This is a genomic window from Burkholderia sp. BCC1644, assembly GCF_902833225.1.
Lineage (GTDB): Bacteria > Pseudomonadota > Gammaproteobacteria > Burkholderiales > Burkholderiaceae > Burkholderia.
Genome location: NZ_CADFEI010000024.1, coordinates 75,366 through 92,608 on the forward strand (window position 1 = coordinate 75,366; position 17,243 = coordinate 92,608).

16 protein-coding genes are annotated in these 17,243 nt (G+C 64.0%); 3 read left to right on the forward strand and 13 right to left on the reverse strand.

Annotated elements, in window-relative coordinates; translation table 11 throughout:
* Nucleotides 1-67: 67 nt before the first annotated feature.
* From tssA to HWX87_RS33675, 9 genes are all read right to left on the reverse strand, one after another.
* Nucleotides 68-1,189 carry a type VI secretion system protein TssA gene (gene tssA, locus HWX87_RS33635; protein ID WP_176051195.1) on the reverse strand — a complete coding sequence of 374 codons (1,122 nt, stop codon included), beginning with the start codon at nucleotides 1,187-1,189 and terminating at the stop codon, nucleotides 68-70.
* 43 nt (nucleotides 1,190-1,232) lie between these two features.
* A complete protein-coding gene (gene tssH / locus HWX87_RS33640; RefSeq protein ID WP_176051196.1) occupies nucleotides 1,233-3,902 on the reverse strand; it encodes a type VI secretion system ATPase TssH in 2,670 nt (889 codons plus the stop codon).
* A 43-nt stretch (nucleotides 3,903-3,945) separates the two neighbouring features.
* On the reverse strand, nucleotides 3,946-5,046 hold the full coding sequence (gene tssG, locus HWX87_RS33645) for a type VI secretion system baseplate subunit TssG (protein ID WP_176051197.1): 1,101 nt from the start codon (nucleotides 5,044-5,046) through the stop codon (nucleotides 3,946-3,948).
* Nucleotides 5,010-6,845, reverse strand: coding sequence for a type VI secretion system baseplate subunit TssF (gene tssF / locus HWX87_RS33650; RefSeq protein ID WP_176051198.1), 1,836 nt, complete (start codon nucleotides 6,843-6,845; stop codon nucleotides 5,010-5,012). The genes tssG and tssF overlap by 37 nt, the downstream gene beginning before the upstream one ends.
* Nucleotides 6,846-6,922: 77 nt before the next feature.
* Nucleotides 6,923-7,408 carry a type VI secretion system baseplate subunit TssE gene (gene tssE, locus HWX87_RS33655; RefSeq protein ID WP_034187524.1) on the reverse strand — a complete coding sequence of 162 codons (486 nt, stop codon included), beginning with the start codon at nucleotides 7,406-7,408 and terminating at the stop codon, nucleotides 6,923-6,925.
* A 62-nt stretch (nucleotides 7,409-7,470) separates the two neighbouring features.
* Nucleotides 7,471-7,974: a type VI secretion system tube protein Hcp gene (locus HWX87_RS33660; RefSeq protein WP_048251029.1), complete on the reverse strand. Its 504-nt coding sequence runs from the start codon at nucleotides 7,972-7,974 to the stop codon at nucleotides 7,471-7,473.
* A gap of 71 nt (nucleotides 7,975-8,045) precedes the next feature.
* The gene (gene tssC, locus HWX87_RS33665; protein WP_176051199.1) at nucleotides 8,046-9,536 is read right to left on the reverse strand and encodes a type VI secretion system contractile sheath large subunit; all 1,491 of its coding nucleotides are present in this window, start codon (nucleotides 9,534-9,536) and stop codon (nucleotides 8,046-8,048) included.
* A 15-nt stretch (nucleotides 9,537-9,551) separates the two neighbouring features.
* Nucleotides 9,552-10,067, reverse strand: a complete 516-nt coding sequence (tssB, locus tag HWX87_RS33670; RefSeq protein WP_027788514.1) for a type VI secretion system contractile sheath small subunit — start codon at nucleotides 10,065-10,067, stop codon at nucleotides 9,552-9,554.
* Nucleotides 10,068-10,115: 48 nt separating this feature from the next.
* Nucleotides 10,116-10,745 carry a tetratricopeptide repeat protein gene (locus HWX87_RS33675; RefSeq protein ID WP_176051200.1) on the reverse strand — a complete coding sequence of 210 codons (630 nt, stop codon included), beginning with the start codon at nucleotides 10,743-10,745 and terminating at the stop codon, nucleotides 10,116-10,118.
* A 373-nt stretch (nucleotides 10,746-11,118) separates the two neighbouring features.
* Between HWX87_RS33675 and tssJ the strand changes: the two genes are divergently transcribed.
* From tssJ to icmH, 3 genes are all read left to right on the forward strand, one after another.
* Complete coding sequence (gene tssJ, locus HWX87_RS33680) at nucleotides 11,119-11,730, forward strand: type VI secretion system lipoprotein TssJ (protein ID WP_176051201.1); 612 nt, start codon at nucleotides 11,119-11,121, stop codon at nucleotides 11,728-11,730.
* A gap of 102 nt (nucleotides 11,731-11,832) precedes the next feature.
* A complete protein-coding gene (gene tssK, locus HWX87_RS33685; protein ID WP_176051202.1) occupies nucleotides 11,833-13,179 on the forward strand; it encodes a type VI secretion system baseplate subunit TssK in 1,347 nt (448 codons plus the stop codon).
* Nucleotides 13,176-13,958 carry a type IVB secretion system protein IcmH/DotU gene (icmH, locus tag HWX87_RS33690; RefSeq protein WP_176051203.1) on the forward strand — a complete coding sequence of 261 codons (783 nt, stop codon included), beginning with the start codon at nucleotides 13,176-13,178 and terminating at the stop codon, nucleotides 13,956-13,958. Before tssK ends, icmH begins: the two co-directional genes overlap by 4 nt.
* A gap of 86 nt (nucleotides 13,959-14,044) precedes the next feature.
* On the opposite strand, the gene HWX87_RS33695 is transcribed toward icmH, so the two are convergent.
* From HWX87_RS33695 to HWX87_RS38150, 4 genes are all read right to left on the reverse strand, one after another.
* Nucleotides 14,045-14,368, reverse strand: coding sequence for a hypothetical protein (locus HWX87_RS33695; RefSeq protein WP_176051204.1), 324 nt, complete (start codon nucleotides 14,366-14,368; stop codon nucleotides 14,045-14,047).
* A 286-nt stretch (nucleotides 14,369-14,654) separates the two neighbouring features.
* Nucleotides 14,655-15,251, reverse strand: a complete 597-nt coding sequence (locus HWX87_RS33700) for a hypothetical protein (protein WP_176051205.1) — start codon at nucleotides 15,249-15,251, stop codon at nucleotides 14,655-14,657.
* A gap of 584 nt (nucleotides 15,252-15,835) precedes the next feature.
* The gene (locus HWX87_RS33715; protein WP_176051207.1) at nucleotides 15,836-16,207 is read right to left on the reverse strand and encodes a hypothetical protein; all 372 of its coding nucleotides are present in this window, start codon (nucleotides 16,205-16,207) and stop codon (nucleotides 15,836-15,838) included.
* Nucleotides 16,204-17,243: RHS repeat-associated core domain-containing protein (locus tag HWX87_RS38150; RefSeq protein ID WP_244137804.1), on the reverse strand; the 1,040-nt coding region annotated here is incomplete at its 5' end. The genes HWX87_RS33715 and HWX87_RS38150, both read right to left, overlap by 4 nt.

Here is a 17,243-nt window from a genome sequence, read left to right on the forward strand (position 1 = left end):
AAAGCGCTGCTCTCGCGGCACAACGGTACCGCGGACGCGTGTCACACGCGTTGCCGCGGTACCGCCGTCACGACTGCTCGTCCGGCCGCACGCCCAGCAGCTCGCGAATATGCGACAGCGAGCCGTCGTCCTTCACGACGCTCTCGAGCCACTTGTGCAGCGGCATGTCGGCCCATTCGGCTGCCTTGTCGGCAAGGTACGCGACCGGGCTGTGCGGCTCGGTCTGGCGGAAATAACGCGCGACCGCACGCAGCTGGTCGACGGCCTGCGCGCGGTTCTGGATACCGGCGATCATCTGCGTCACCGGAGGACGCGGAGCGCTCTGCTGCTGCACGTGGGTCTCCTCGGTCTGGATCGAATTGCCGAAAACCGGCTCGATGCGCTCGGGCTGCGCCTGCGGCGCCGCCGGCGTGTGCGGTGCGCTAACCGTATAGCCCTGCTCGCGCGCAAAGCGCTCGGCGAGCCGGTACACGGTCTCGAACGCGTCGCGCGCCTGCCGGAAGCTCGGCGCCGAATCGCCCGCGCGCTCGACAAGCCGCTCCTCGAACGCATCGAGCGAGAATTCGAACGCCTTCAGGTTCGCCAGCAGCGCGGTGTAGAACGCGATCGGCGTCATGCGCCGCGACGAATCGATCTGGTCGAGCGACGGCTTGCCGCGCGCGATGTCGTCCGCGTGATCGGGGTCGCGCTTGATCGCCTGCGCGACGTGCTGCGCCACTTCCCAGTCGAGCGTGCTGAACGCGTTCGACGCACCGTCCGTCATCGGCACCGCGCGCAACAGCTCGGCCGTACGGCCGGACAGCCACGCGACGTTGCCGAGCCGGTATTCGGTGTCCTCGCCTTCGGGCAGCGGGTGCACGGTGTCCCAGAACTCGCGGCACAGGCCCTCGAGCAGCGCATAACCTTCGGTGAGGCCGGTAATGCCGTCCTCGAGCGCCAGCGCCTCGGTCAGCCACACACCGAGCCGCAGGTCCTTCGTGCGCGTGCGCAGCAATTCGCCCGCATGGTCGACCACGAAGCCCCAGTCGGCCTCCTTGATCTCGGTCACCCATTCGCCCTGGTCGAGCGTCGGATCGTCGTAGCGCCGCGCGTCCTGGATCGCGTCGAATTCGTTCGAAAACAGCAGGTCGTCGCCGCTGGGCGACGCGTCGCTGATCGGCGTCAGCAGCTCGGGAAGATTGATCGGCATGGTTCGGTCAGTTCATCAATGCTTGGGCGTTGCGCGGCCGCGCTCATTCGACGGTATACGCGAATTCGCCGGCCTCGTCCGCGCGCACCGCGATGCGCGCGATGGCTTCGCCGTCGGCGATCCGGCCGAGCACGTGGCCCGCGATCTCCGGCAGCAGCGTTCCGTTCAGGATATGGTCCACGTTGCGGGCGCCCGAATCGACCTCGGTGCAGCGCGCGAGCACCGCCTCGACGAGCGACTCGTCCCATTCGAACGCGGCCTTGTGGTTCGCCTCGATCCGGCGGCGGATCCGTTCGAGCTTCAGCTCGATGATCTCGACGAGCACGTCGTCGGAAATCGGATAGTAGGGCACGACCTTCATCCGCCCGAGAAACGCGGGCTTGAACGTCTTGTACAGCTGCGGGCGCAGCGTCTCGGCGAGCGCGTCCGGATCGGGCAGCTCCTCGGCCGGCTTGTTCAGGCAGGCCTGCATCACTGCGGCCGACCCGACGTTCGACGTCAGGATGATCAGCGTGTTGCGGAAGTCGATCTCGCGCCCTTCCGCATCGTCCATCGCGCCCTTGTCGAACACCTGGAAGAACATCTCGAGCACGTCGGGGTGCGCCTTCTCGACCTCGTCGAGCAGCACGACGGAATACGGGTTGCGGCGCACGGCCTCGGTCAGCACGCCGCCTTCGCCGTAGCCGACGTAGCCCGGCGGCGAGCCCTTCAGGCCCGACACGCTGTGCGCTTCCTGGTACTCGCTCATGTTGATCGTGACCATCTTGCGCTCGCCGCCGTACAGGATGTCGGCCAGCGCGAGCGCCGTCTCGGTCTTGCCGACGCCCGACGGCCCGACGAACATGAACACGCCGCGCGGCTTGTTCGGATCCTCGAGGTTCGCGGTCGCGGTGCGCACGCGCTGCGCGATCGCGTCGAGCGCATGGTCCTGGCCGATCACGCGCGCGGTGAGCAGCGGCTGCAGGTTCAGGACGGTGTCGATCTCGTCCTTCACCATCCGGCCGAGCGGAATGCCCGTCCACGCGGCGACGATCTCGGCTACGACGTGACCGTCGACCTGCAGCGGCACCATCGGCTCGCCGCCCTGCAACGCATGCAGTGCGGCCACGCGTTCGCCGAGCCTGTCGCGGGTGGCCTGCACGTCGACCGGCTGGCCGTCTTCCGACGGACCGCGTGCCTTGTCGAGCGCATCGCGCAATTCGGTGATCTCGGCGACGATCGCGCGCTCGGCTTCGTAGCGCGCATCGTCCTTCGCGAGTTGTTCGAGTGCCGTGTCGCGCGCACCACGCAGCTCGGCAAGCCGCTCGTCGTGCGGCGCGCCGCCCGCCGCCTCGCGCTCCAGCGACGCGATTTCCGCATCGATCCGCTCGATCCGCTTCTTCGTATCGTCGATCGCCGCCGGCGTCGCGCTGTGCGCGAGCGCGACTTTCGCGCACGCGGTGTCCAGCACGCTGATCGCCTTGTCGGGCAGCTGGCGGCCGCTGATGTAGCGGTGCGACAGGCGTACGGCCTCGGTGATCGCGCCGTCGAGGATCCGCACGTTGAAGTGCTTTTCCATCAGGCCCGACATCCCGCGCAGCATCGCAGCGGCAAGCGGCTCGCTCGGCTCCTCGACCTTCACGACCTGGAAGCGCCGCGCGAGCGCCGCGTCCTTTTCGAAGTACTTCTTGTATTCGCTCCACGTCGTCGCGGCAATCGTGCGCAGCTCGCCGCGCGCCAGCGCCGGCTTCAGCAGGTTCGCCGCGTCGTTCTGGCCGGCCTGGCCGCCCGCGCCGATGATCGTGTGCGCTTCGTCGATGAACAGGATGATCGGATGCGCGCTCTTCTTCACTTCGTCGATCACGCTCTTCAGGCGGTTCTCGAACTCGCCCTTCACGCTCGCGCCGGCCTGCAGCAGCCCCATGTCGAGCACGTGCAGCGCGACACCGCGCAGCGGCGGCGGGACGTCGTCGGCCGCGATCCGCAGCGCGAGCCCCTCGACGACCGCGGTTTTGCCGACACCGGCCTCGCCGGTCATGATCGGGTTGTTCTGGCGGCGGCGCATCAGGATGTCGATCGCCTGGCGGATCTCCGCTTCGCGACCGATCACCGGGTCGATCTTGCCGTCGCGCGCGCGCTGCGTGAGGTTGGTCGTGTACGTGTCGAGCGCGGGCGTCTTCGACGGGCCGGCCACGGGCGCCGCGCCGTCGGCGGCCGGCACCGCGCCACCGTCGTCCGTCTCGCCCTGGCGCGGCTCGGCCTCGCTCGACCCGGCCAGGACTTCGTCGAACTTGTGCTTCAGGTCCGTCACGTTCATTTCCGCGAACTGCGACGACATCCGCTGCGCGAACTGCGCGAGATCGGGCGCGGTCAGCAGCGCGAGCAGCAGGTGCCCCGAACGAATGCGGCCGAGCTGCGAATCGAGCGATGCAATCAGCCACGCCTGCTCGAACAACGCGATCAGGTGCACGGAGAACACCGGCGTACGCGTGTTGCCGGTCTTCAGGCGCGTCAGCTCGCGCTCGAGATCGGCACGCAGTGCATGCGGATCGACACGGCTCGCGCGCAGCGCCAGCGGCAGGTCGCCGGCCGGCTCCTCGAGCAACGCGAGGAACAGGTGCTCCAGATCGACCTCGTAATGGCCGCGCGCCAGGCACGCGCTTGCCGCACGCTCGGTCGCGTGCCGGCACAGCGGGTTCAGTTTCGTGATCAGGGTCTTCAGAGGCGTGCTCATGGCGTCGATCTCAGGTTCGATTGCGTGTTGTTGTCGTTCGGAATCAGTGAATCACGTGCAGTTCGTAGCGTGCGTCGGAGCGGTCCTCGATCGCGTCGCGCGTGCAGAGGAACGCATCCCAGCCGAGCCGCGAGCCCGCGCCGAGCACGCTCGCGCCGACCTCGGTGCGCTTCAGCACGAGCTTCACTTCGTATTCGAGCGTGACGCCCGCGAGCAGCGTCAGCATCCGCTCGAGCGCAATGGCCTGCGCGCCACCGGGCAGAAATGCCTCGTAGTCGCGCTTGGACAGCGGGCCGACGACGATCCGTGCGCGCATGTCGCGCTGCCAGACACGTTCGCCGACGAGCGCCGTCGCGCCGAGCACCGCGTTGACTTCGCCGAGCACGCTCAACTGGTCGGGCGGCACGTCGTACCACTTGCCGACGAACTGGTCGATCTTCACCGGCACGCGGAAGTAATCGGACAGCGCGCGCTGCAGGTACGCGGCCGACATCGGCCGGTGCCGCGCGGCCAGCGCGTAACCGGCGACGGCCTCGTCGAGCACGCCGCCCGAGCCGGCCGCGAGGCTGTCGCGCACCTCGTCGCTCGGCACGCCCGCGATCGCGAGCAGCAGCGGCAGATAGCGCTCGTCGCGGTCGAGCTCGTAATGGAACGGCAGCCGGTATTTCTTCCACGCCGCGTAGAACAGTGCGGTCGCGCGGTTCGAGAACACGTCGAAGAACGCGCGCGCCGCGTGATCGCGCCGCAGGTGCTCGCGCGCGACGATCTGCTCGGTGTAATGCAGCGGCAGCGCGCCCTGCCCGCCGAGCAGCCCGAAGAACGCGGGTGTCAGCTCGACGTGGCCGAGTTCGCCGGCTGCGAGCGCGGCGCCGCGCTGCTCGCCCGAATCGAGCAGCGTGCCGTCGTCGTCGAACGAACGCACGCCTTCGATCTCGCTCGGCGGAAAGCCGAGCGACAGCGTGTTGCGGAATTCGATGCGCTGCGCGACCACGTCGCCCTGCCGCCATGCGCCGGGCGCATCCGACGCCTGCCGCGCGAACAGCCCTTCGAGCACGCGCACCGCCTGGAAGAACTCGAAGCGGTGCGGCTCGTCGAGCAGCGCATCGACTACGCCAGGATCGATTCGCCGGTTCGGGGCTTGCATCGGATGATCTCCTCGCCGGTGCGCTTCGACACGACGACTAGTTGAACGAAACTGTTGAGGTGGACGTAGAGCCCGAAGAAGCTGTCGAGCACGCGCACGAACGACGCGAGGCTCGCGCCCACGAAATGCTCCTCGTCGATCGTCAGCCGGATCTCGATGCCGCGCACGAAGGTCGCGAACGGCTTGCCGGGCAGCCACTGCACGGCGCCGCGCTGCTCGACACCCGCGAGGCCGTCGATCTGGCGCATCGACACGGCCGTGCGCCGCAGGTCGTACAGCGTCAGCATTTCCTTCAGCGGTGCGAGGCCGTGCGCGACCAGCGACACGTGATTGAGCGCGAGATGCGACACGAGCCGCCAGTGCGCGGCGCGGCCGCGCTCGAAGCGCACGCTCTGCGTCGGGCGGCGCAGCAGCGAGATGCCGCTCGTCTGCGCACCGCCTTCCTGGAACAGGTCGCCGCCCTCGAGGCCGAACGCGAGCATCGCCGGCAGGTCGCGGTTCGTGCAGGTGAGGTCGAGGCTCAGCGTGTCGGTTTGCGGCGACGTCGGCTCGAAGTCGATGTCGACGATCGAGATCTCGGTTTCGTAGCCGGGGCTCTTCTGCGCGACCCAGTCGTTGCGGCGCGCGAACCAGTAGTGGCCGATCCGGGCCGATTCGCCGTGATGCAGCGAGTAGAACGGCCGGAACTCGATCACCGACTCTTCATGCGCCTGCTGCCGGACGAGCTTCACCGAATCGATCGAGTACACCTCGTACGCGAACGCGCGCCGCGCCTCGGCGATCACCGGGTACGACACCGCGCGATGCGTGATGCGGATCGGCTCGCCGTGCTGGCGGAACAGGTTGACGATCGGCGTGCAGAACAGCCGGAAATGGCTCGGCGTCAGCAGTTCGAGCAGCCGCGCGACGTGCGAATCGCTGCGCACATCCTGCAGCACGAGATGCAGCGTCGCGCGCTGGCAGCGGCCCGACGCGCGCGCGATCGCCGCGAGATCGAAATCGACGAAATCGAACTTGTCGGGAAACGCGAAGTATTCGGTGAGCAGGCGGTACGCGGGATGCGATTTCGCCGGATAGTCGATCAGCGCGTCGTCTTCGCCGAAGCCGGCCTGCGCGATCGGCAGCTTGCGCAGCGCGGTCCAGCGGCCGTTGCGTTCGGGCTCGACATACGCGCCGAGCACGTTGACGAACAGGCAATCGGTGAGCGCGGCGACGAACGACTGCTCGCCGTGCAGGTGCGCGCGCAGCGTCGACAGCTTCAGCGCGCCGAGATCGAGCTGCGCGGCGAGCGATTCGAAGGTGATCGAGATCACGCCCGTCGCGTTGGACGGCAGCACCGTCGCGCTCGGCGCGAGCGCGACCGGCGTGTAACGGGCTTCCGAAATGCGGATCGGCGCGAGCGTCACGTCGTAGGCGGTGCGGAACCGGCACTGCACGCCGCGGATCGGGCGGCTCTTAAGCTCGGTGCCGCGATCGATCACGACCGGTTCGGTCTGCTGGCCGGGTGAAGCCGGCGTGAACTGCGCGATCGAGCACGACGGGAACGGCCGCAGGTAGTGCGGATACAGCACTTCCAGCAGCGCCTCGGTGAATTCGGGGTAGTCGTCGTCGAGTTTCTTGTTGATGCGCGCGCCAAGCAGCGCGAACGACTCGATCATCCGTTCGACGTGCGGATCCTCGCAATGCTCGCCGGACAGCGCAAGCCGCGCCGCGATCTTCGGATAGCGTTCGGCGAAATCTCGCGAATAGCGCCGCAAAAACGATAATTCGCGCTCGTAATACGGCAGCAATTCTTCCATCGACGCCCCCGAACCTCAATATTTCCTGCCGGACCCTGAACCATCACCGGGCGGTCCGGCCCGCTCGGCGGCTTGATTTATTGCATTCTCGCGGCGCGTGCGCGCGTGACCGAATACTGCAGCGTCGACGGCTGCAGCATCGCGTCGAAACTCACCGGCTCCTCGGCCGGATGCACGACGAGCAGCGCCTGGATCGCGAAGTAGAGCGCGTTGGTGGCCTGCTCGTTCAGCTCGAACGTCACCTGCACCTGCTGCAGGCGCGGCTCGTGGCGCGCGATGGCCTGCTGGATCGACTTGCAGATGAACGCGCGGTCGTAGTGGCTCGCGAGGCTCAGCCCCGCGAAATCGTTCAGCCCGTAGGTCAGCACCGACTTCTGGCATTCGGGCAACGCCGCCAGCTCGCTCTCGGTGTGCGCGATACGTGTGTTGAGGATCGCCTCGACGTCGCGGGCGACCGTGTTCTTGAGCTCGTCCAGCGACAATTGCCGCATCGCTGCCGAGGCCGGCAGGTGCGGTTCGTCGTCGAACAGCTTGTCGAGAAAACTGGGTTCGAATCGTTTCATCAGCCGGCATGCACAGCGAAAACGGCAACGGGACGCCGTGCGCCCCGTTGCCGCAACCGACCTTAGACCGCGTAGGTCTTGTCGTTCTTCGTCAGGCTCCAGGCGCCTTGCGTGTTGCCGCCCTGGTTGCCGCCGATCTTCTGCTGGGTCTGCTTCCACTGCACGGCTGCGTACTTCAGCGAGAACGTCTCGATCGGCAGGCCTTCCTCGCGGACGCTCGGCGCGATGCTCGAGATGATCACGTACTTCAGCTTGACTTCCAGATACTGCACGCGCTTGCCTTCACCGTCAGCGCGCGAGAAATGGATCGTCACTTCGTCGAACGTCGTACCGCCCGACGCGTGCTGGTACAGCAGCGGGCTCGCGGAGTCGATTTCCTTCGAGAACACCATGTCGCCGTGTTCGCAACGCGTTTGCGTCAGGCCGCCGGCCGACGACGCCGTTGCCGAACGCGGCTGCAGGATCGAGTGATCCCACGACTTCAGTTCAAGCCAGCCCTGATGGTCCTTGTCAGCCGACTCGCCTTTGACTGCCGGGCTACCAAATTGCAAGTGAATGTGTAACATGGCCCTTCTACTCCCCAAAGAGGTGGTTTTAACGTCCTACCCAGGCGGCCCGCCCGGGCGATTTTGCTCGCTTATGAATTTGCCGATTTGGGCAGATCAGCGACAAGTCGCAGAGAAATCGAGAGTTCGTCGAGCTGAAAGTGCGGGCGCAGGAACGCGACCGAACGATACGAGCCCGGCTTCCCCGGAATCTCCGACACTTGTATGGAAGCCTCGCGCAGCGGGAATTGCGCCTTCTGCTCCTGCGACGCGTTGTCGTCGAGCAGGACGTACTGCGAAATCCACCGGTTGAGGAATGTTTCCACGTTCTGCGCCGAAGCGAAGCTGCCGATCTTGTCGCGCATCATCGCCTTCAGGTAGTGCGCAACGCGCGATACCGAGAAGATGTACTGAAGCTGCGCGGACAGAACGGCGTTCGCGTTGGCGCTGTCGGTGCTGTATTTCTTCGCTTTCTGCACCGACTGCGCGGCGAAGAACGCGGCGTAATCGGAATTCTTGCAATGGACGAGCGGGATGAAGCCGAGGTCGCTCAGCTCCTTCTCGCGGCGATCGGTGATCGCGATCTCGGTCGGGCACTTCAGCGCGACTTCGCCGTCGTCGGTCTTGAACGTGTGGGTCGGCAGATCCTCGACGAGGCCGCCGCCTTCGACGCCGCGGATCGCCGCGCACCAGCCGAAATCGTCGAACGCGGCCGTCAGGCGGGCTGCGAAGGCCCACGACGCGTTGCACCACAGGTACTTGTCGTGCTCGGTGCCGTCGACGTCCTCGACGAAGTTGAAGCGTTCAGCGGTCTGGCCGTCCTTCGGATTGAACGGCAGGCGGCCGAGGAAGCGCGGCAGCGTCAGGCCGACGTAGCGCGAATCTTCCGAATCGCGGAACGACTTCCACTTCGCATATTCGACCGTGTCGAACACCTTCGCGAGATCGCGCGGCTTGCCGAGGTCCGAGAACGACTCGAGGCCCAGCAGTTCCGGCGACGCCGACGCGATGAACGGCGCATGGGCGGCCGCCGCGACGCGCGACATCTGCTCGATGAAGTACAGGTCTTCCGGCTGGCGCGAGATTTCGTAATCGCCGACCAGCGCGCCGAACGGCGAGCCGCCGAACGTGCCGAATTCTTCTTCGTAGACCTTCTTGAACAGCGCGCTCTGGTCGAACTCGCTCGCGCCCTTGAAGTCGCGCACGAGGTCGCGCTTCGGTGCGTGCAGCGCCTTGATCTTGATCGTCTGGCCCGTGTTGCTTTCCTTGACCAGGTAGTCCATCCCGCGCCACGTGCTCTCGAGGCGCTGGAATTCCGGCGCGTGCATCACGGCGGAAAGCTGCGTGGAGATCAGGCGGTCGAGCTCCGCGACGCGCGCGTCGATCGTGGCCGACAGGTTGTCCGACACGATCACCGTGCCGTCGAGCACCTGGTGCACGAGTTCGCCGATCAGGTCCTTCGCGCGTGCGTGCTCGGAATCGGATTTCGCGACCTTGCTCTTCTCGACGATGTCGTCGAGCAGCGAAGTCCCGGCGGCGTATTCCGCGCCGCTCGCTTGGGCCGCAGCCGTTTGCTGGTTCATCTCAACACTCCGTCGTCATTCGCCGTCTTTGTCGCCGCCGGTGCCCTTCGCGAGCTCCTGCAGCTGCTGCGTGTTCTTCAGCACCTCGGACAGCAGATCCTCGAGCTTGTCGTTGCCGGCAAGCTTGTTGCGCAGGTCGGCGAGCTTCGAGCGCGCCTCGAGCAGGCGGCGCAGCGGCTCGACCTGTTCGACGACTTCGTCCGGGCTGAAATCCGACAGCGAGCGGAACTTCAGGTCGACCGCGAACTTGCCGCCGCCCTCGCTCAGGCGGTTTTCCACCTGGAACGCGGCGCGCGGCTCGATCGCCTTCATCACGTCGTCGAAATTGTCGCGGTCGATGTTGACGAACTTGCGGTCGCGCAGCTTCGGCTGTTCGATTTCGGACTGGCCCGCCAGATCGCCGACGACCCCGACGACGAACGGCAGTTCCTTCACCTCGATCGCATCGCCCTTCTCGACCTCGTAGGTCAGCTGGACGCGCGGCGGCCGTATTTTCTGCAAGCTTTTCTGAATGCTTTCTTTCTTGGCCATCTCGACGGCTCCCAGGTTAGTTGTGGTTATCGCGTCAGTTGCGCTCAGTTAGTTGCGCAGTGCGCCGAACGGATCGGCACTGCCCTTTTGCGGCGTGGCGGGCGGCGTCGGCGTGGTGGCCGCTGCCGCTTCGGCGGCCGGTGCGGCGACACCCTTCGGACGATGGACGACGCGGCGCGGCGGGCGCGTCTTCACGGCCTTCGTTTCCGGCGGGAACAGCGCCGATTCGCCCAGCGTGTCGCGCAGTTGCTTCGCCAGCGCCTGCGCATCGGACTTCGCGTCGCCCGCGAGCGACGAATCCTGGCGCAGTTCGCCGAGCGACTGCGTCGCGATCCGCAGGCCGGCGACGGCCAGCACGCTCTTCGCCTGACGGTCGGTCGCGTCGCGCTGCAGCGCTTCCTGGGCGGCGACGATCGCCTGGCCATAATGGTTCTGCGCGAACTGGATCTGCGCGATGCGCGACCACGGCTCCTCGCGCGTCGGATCCGACTTCGCGAGCTGCTGGTACAGGCCGAGCGCCTTGTCCTGGTCCCCTGCCTTCGCAACGGCGTCTGCATCGGCCAGCGACTTGTTGAACACTTCGGCAGTCGGCGGCGCGGGAGGCTGGCTCGCGCAACCGGCGATCACGCCGCAAGCCACTACTACCCCAGACAGTTTTGCGAAGAGACGGTCTTTCATCGTTATATCCACCGGCGCGTGAGTTTTAAATCGTTGAGAATCTGGTTCTTTTGCTTTGCAAGAAGCGCGCGGGTATAGTACCGATCAATTTTTCATAATTCAATCGTCGTGTGAAGAGTAATTCCTTTTAAAACCGGGCGCTACCCCCTCGAATGGCCTATCGCTGCGGGCTCGCAGCGGTTTTTCTTTCGGCCGGAATGCGCAAGTTTTACTGGTTGCACGACGCGCCGCCCGGATGGCGGAAAAAATTTCCGGACGCCTGCCGAGACGCAGGCGCGCTTAATAGTTGAACAGTGCAATGCCGGGGATTCGCAGCGAACGCGGAAATACCCGGCAGTTTTGACAGGGATAAAGGCGGCACGCCGGAAAAACGATGAGATCGTCCATGATTCGCTACGCGCTGCCGCTGGTTGCGTGCGCCCTTCTGGCCGGATGCGCGGCCGCTCCGCTGCTCGGCTCGGCCGCGAGCGCCGTGATGTCCGCGGCCGGCATCGGCAAACCCGAGTTGCCGGACGCGCAGAAGCCGCCGCGCAATATCGGGCTCACGCTGGCCGCCGCGCCGAACCTGAATGCCGCGACCGACAACAAGCCGCTCGCGCTCGTCGTCCGGCTTTACGCGCTGAAGGACCCGACGTCGTTCCAGCAGGCGCCGTTCGACGCCTTTACCGATCCGACCAAGGAAAAGGCCGCACTCGGCGCCGACCTGTTGAACGTACGTGAAATCACGCTGATTCCGGGCCAGCGCTATACGGCGACCGAGAAGGTTTCGCGCGAGGCGCAGGCGTTCGGTATCGTCGCGCTGTTCCGCGATCCCGCACTCCAGCGATGGAAACTGACGTTCGATCCGGTGAAGTCGGAGAAATCCGGCATAATCATCGGCCTGCATAATTGCGCGATGACGGTCACCGATGGCACTGTCATTGCACCGCAGCAGGGTGCGCCTTCACAACCGCTGAATATGCTTTCCTCGGTGTCCTGCGGTTAAAGATGTCGCACGAATGTCAATTAACAAGAGTTAACAATTGGCGATTTAATTCGGGCACGAACAAATCGATTACATCGCAACGCCACATTAACCGGATTTGACATGAGTTATTCGGCCAAGGTGCTGTGGGGGGAAGGGCTGTTCCTCCGGCCTCAACACTTTCAGCGGCAGGACGCGTACCACGAGGCGCGCCTGTTCGAGTCCATCCAGGCGATCCAGCCTTACAACTGGGGCGTGCGCTCGGTGCGCATCGACCGCGACGCGCTCGGCAGCAACGTGCTGCGCGTGGCGGAACTCGCGCTCGTGTTCCCGGACGGCGCGCTGTATGCCGCGCCGCAGGCCGACGACCTGCCGCCGCCGATCGCGCTGGACACGCTGCCCGACGGCATCAACGAATTCGTGTTCTATCTCGCGCTGCACCCGCTGCGCGAGAACGGCACCAATTACAGCGACGATCCGGCCGCCGGTTTCATGACGCGTTTCGTCAGCGACCAGACGAGCGTCGCCGACAACTTCACCGACGCCGCCGAAGCCGACATCACGTTCCTGAAGACGCAGGTCAAGCTGATCGCGCACAGCGAACCGCGCGACCAGCTGCTGTCGGTGCCGCTCGTCCGCGTGCGCCGCACCGCGACGTCGGGCTTCGAGATCGACGACAGCTTCGTGCCGCCGTGCCTCGCGATCGAGGCGTCGCCGATCCTGCACCAGCGGCTGCGCCAGCTCGTCGACGCGCTGCAGGCGAAGGTGAACGCGCTGTACGGTTTCCATCGCGAGCCGTCGAAGAACATCATCGAGTTCCGCTCGGGCGACATCGCGTCGTTCTGGCTGCTGCATACCGCGAACGCCGCGTTCGCGACGCTCGCGCACCTGCACCAGCACGCAGCGCTGCATCCGGAGCGGCTGTTCCAGGAATTGCTGCGCCTTGCGGGCCAGTTGATGACGTTCTCGAAGGGCTATACGCTCGCCGACCTGCCCGTGTACCGCCACGACGATCCGGGACCGAGTTTTGCGCGTCTCGACCTGATGCTGCGCGAGCTGCTCGACACCGTGATCTCGACGCGCTACTTCGCGATCACGCTCGACGAGGTGCGGCCGTCGTTCCACCTCGGCCGCCTCGATTCCGGCAAGATCGACGACAAGACCGAGTTCTACCTGGCCGTGTCCGCTGACATGCCGAGCGTCGAGCTCGTCGATGCCGTGCCGGCCCGCTTCAAGGTCGGCGCGCCCGACGACGTCGACAAGCTCGTGCTGTCGGCGATGCCCGGCGTGCGGCTGTCGTACACGCCGCAGGTGCCGCCCGCGATTCCGGTGCGGCCCGGCGCGTGCTACTTCGCGCTCGATTCGCGCAGCCCGCTGTACGAGCGCATGCTGCAGGCCCAGTCCGCGATGATCTACGCGCCGACTGGCATCAATGACCTGAAATTCGAACTGATCGCGGTCACATCATGAGCTACGCGCCTTCCCTGTTCGGCGACAACGCGCCGGCACCCATGCATACCCCGGCGTCGACGGACTCCGCGTTCCAGGCGCGTTCGTTGCTCGATTTGCTGTACGACGGCTTCTTCATGCTGTTCCTGCTCAAGAACGGGCGGGAACCGGACAGCGCCGGCGAGTTCAGCACGCGGATCCAGGAGTTCCTGTCGGATTTCGAGCGCGGCGCGAAGAAGCTGAATATCGCCGCCGAAGATGTGTACGGCGCGAAATTCGCGTTCTGCGCGGCGATCGACGAAATGGTGCTGTCGTCGCAGTTCAAGATCCGTGCGGACTGGGAACGCCGGCCGCTGCAGCTCGTGCTGTTCGGCGAGCAGCTCGCGGGCGAGAAGTTCTATCAGTATCTCGAGGAGTGCCGCGCGCAGGGTGCGGCGCGGCTGCAGTCGCTCGAGGTGTTTCATATGTGCCTGCTGCTCGGGTTTCAGGGCAAGTATCTGCTCGAGGGGCCGGAGAAGCTGGCTTATCTGACCGCGCGGCTGGGTGACGAGATCGCGCACATGAAGGGCAAGCGCGCGCCGTTCGCGCCGAATTGGCCGCTGCCGGACCAGATTGCACATCGGTTGAAGCGTGAGGTGCCGGTCTGGGCAATTGGAGCCGTGTTCGCGCTGGTTGCGCTGCTCGGGTTTCTCGGGCTCAACACGTATCTGAAGGACAAGACGCTGCAGGCGCTCGCGCCTTATTCGCAAGTCATCAAGGTCGGGCCGGAGTCGGCTAATTTGACGATTTCGTTGCCTTGAGGAAGAGGCCTCGCGAAGGCAAGGATTGGTGAAGAAAGGACCGCGCGGCGGTCCTTTTTTGTTTCACGGACGCGCGTTGTGCGTCCTCAGAAAAGAATGAATTCGCCGTTGTCGACGTAGTACACGAATGCATCGAGCAACTGCGCGAGCATCGGTTCGTCGATCTGGTCGTGTGCGTTGATCACGATGTCTTCGATCGTCGCGCTGTTCAGCGTCACGCGCCAGCCAGGGTGGGTTGCGATGACTGGGGCAGAGGTTTCATCGGCACCTGCATCCTGCGTGTCTTCGGAGAACTCGCCCTCGGTATCGAGCGTCCACGGCACCGGCGGCAGGCAAAGCCATCCGGAGAAATCGCCAGGGTGTTCGAGAATGTGTTTCAGCGACGCTTCGGTCGTGGTGGAGATCGACATGGGTATTGCGGTGGTGACTGGACTGGAGTCGACGTGTGGGAACGGTGACATGGCATTTGCACGAGAGCGCATGAGCCGTAGCGTTCGCGTCAGAGAGCCGTGATTATGCCGATTTTCAGTGTGCGTGGTTAGCGCAACGGTTGATGTCAATCAGCCCCCTCCCGAGAAGCATCCGATGCAGCGGGTCTGCCTTTCGGCAGATCTCGCCACAATCTGCGATCAGGATCGGATGCTCCTGACATGCGACATCGAGAGATGATGTCGTGATCGTCACCGATACCGACAATCAGGGTTGGTAGCGAATCGTTTCATAGATCTTGGCCATGCCCTGCTTCGCGGCACTCTCGTTCGCTGCCAATCCCGACGAGAATACGACGCAAGTCCAACCTTTGCCGCAGACCTTGCTTGTGACGAGATCGAGGCGATGCGCGTAAAGTTCGTCGTCGTTGAAGATCTTGTGCGTGTAGCTGGAAGCCAGCGCGGGATATTTACCATTCAGCATGAACGGCGCAAAGTCGGGTTTGGTGTATTGGGCTGGCTGATCGTCTACCTGACTTTCATAAAGATACTGCGCGGTGCCGTCGAAAGAAGGTGCTGCTTTGGTTCGCAGCACTTGCACCACGACGTCCAGATTCAGCACTTGGAATGCGGATTTGTCGGCTTCGATACTGACACCCCGGCCGTCGATATCCCGAAGCGGGTCGTTTGCCGTGATCTTCCAGTCCGCCGGGAGTTGGAAGCTCAGACCGTTGGCTTTGAAGAGCTTCGGGTGGGCAAGATCCGGAGCTGCGGCAGCTCTTGGGCGAAAGTCGTCTGCATGCGATGCAGTCGCAAGGGTGAGAAGAAGCAAAGGCACGAGTGCGATTTGCGTAAAAGACACCATCAATTTATGCCTTGGTCGATTTTTCAATTTCGCTCCACAAAGAAATTTCCTGCAGCCAGCCTCATTGATTTCGAAATACCCGCTGCATACCAAAGATTTGGGTATGGACGGACTCCGAGGTGCTCGGCGGCAAAACAGCCGGCGCAGCCCGTGAACTATAGGTCCCATTTAGGAAAACTTGCTGCGTCGCCCATTCCTGCTGAATCGGATCATGCGACCGCACCAACCCGTCCGCAACCGTATTCGTGTCGCCCGGCGCCCGATTCGCTTGGGGGCTAAGGTTGCCGTGTTGATCTGCATCGTTAGCGCGATAGGCACGCAGTCAGCGTGCATGCCCGGCCGATCGAGCCAATCCAGTCAACGGGGTCGAGCGTGTATTGATAGACGTCGACGCCCGCGAGGCTGACCGATCTTTACTAATGAACCGGCCACTGCTTTGATCGTAGTACCGATGACGGTTATAGGACAGCCTCGTTTCTGGATCATGCTGCTGCCCCTTGAACCGTGCGGGTTAAGTGGCGTCAGTCCATTGCACCATTTATTGAACCGTCAAAACCACCAAGCAGGAATACGTTCCTATTTCCCTACGAGCCGATGTATTTGTATTTTAAATTTAGCTCGTCGTTCGCTCCACTCAATTCAACATGCAAAATAGGCTCCTCGGCGCTCCCATTCACCCAAAGCACACATTCGGCGCCCCATGATTGACCTCCGTCCATTTCGAAGAGGTCAATGTATGGCCTGGATCCTCTCTTGCCGGAAAACGCCAGTTCGATCGGCGCCAGCCCAATACTGGGCTTCCCCCCGAAGTAATCGTCGAGGGACTCGCATATCTCGTCGAGAATCGGTTCGGTTACTCCAAACTTCGACTCTAGCGCCCTTTTGTCCATCGAGTTGATTGCGTCAAGGAATTCAGAGATCGCCTTATACGCTCGATCATTCAATGATGGGTTCATCTCAGCCTCATTCGTTTCGATGGAGTTGTCGTCCCAGACCCGGCGTTTGCGCCGATGCTGGAGAAATAGCCACGTGCGCGTAGGACGGTACATTTGGCCGCCTTGGAACTGAGTCCTGCTGCCTTCAGCGAATTGAAGGCTACTACGGTTTCGCTTCCTAAGGTGCCAGCAAGAGACGCATTGTCCTGCGTCCGATTCGCGCGGTAGTGCGGTGTTCCACGAGTCGTACCGTCGGCATTTCGACCCTGTAGACTAATTGCCGGCGCATTGTTGTAGTCGTAGTTTGGCAGACCATTCACGGCGGCATCTTGGTAAATGTGATGGGAGTCTTGTTGCCCGCCGATCTTTCTCAGGTCACCGTGCCTTCCGGTCACGACACCTTCGTCGGCGAGAATCTTCTCGCAATCGTCGGCGCAAGGGCATTTCGTGAGCCCTAGCGGGTCAATCCACTGCACCGGGTTCGGCGCATATTGATAGACGTTGTCGCCGCCCGCGAGACCGATCGGGTCCTTTGACACGAAACGACCTGAACTCGGATCGTAGTATCTGTGTCGGTTATAGGCGAGCCCCGTTTCCTCATCAACCTGCTGCCCCTGGAATCGCAACGGGTTCTTCGGTACGACGCCCGTCGCCTTCGACGCTCGCGCAATGACCTCCTGCGCTTCCCCCCACGCCTTGTACGATGCCTCCCACACGACGTCGCCATCGGTATCCGTCAGCAACTGCGGCGTCCCGATCTGGTCGCAGTGGTAATAGAACAGCACCGCGCCACCCCGCCGCTCTGGCGCCTTCTGCAGCGGATCATCCTCCGGCACATAGCGGTCGGTACTCTTCCACTCCGGCGTCGAGATTCCCTCAACCGGTTCCGCCACATACTGCGCCAGCGGCACGAACGTTCCCGGCTCGTATAGATAGTGCGTGCCACGCTCGCCATCGCTCTCATACGCCAGCGCGTCACCATCCCATCCGAACACCGTCCGATCGCCATTCACCTCCTTAGCGATCCGGCGGCCGAACGCGTCATAGAAATACCGTG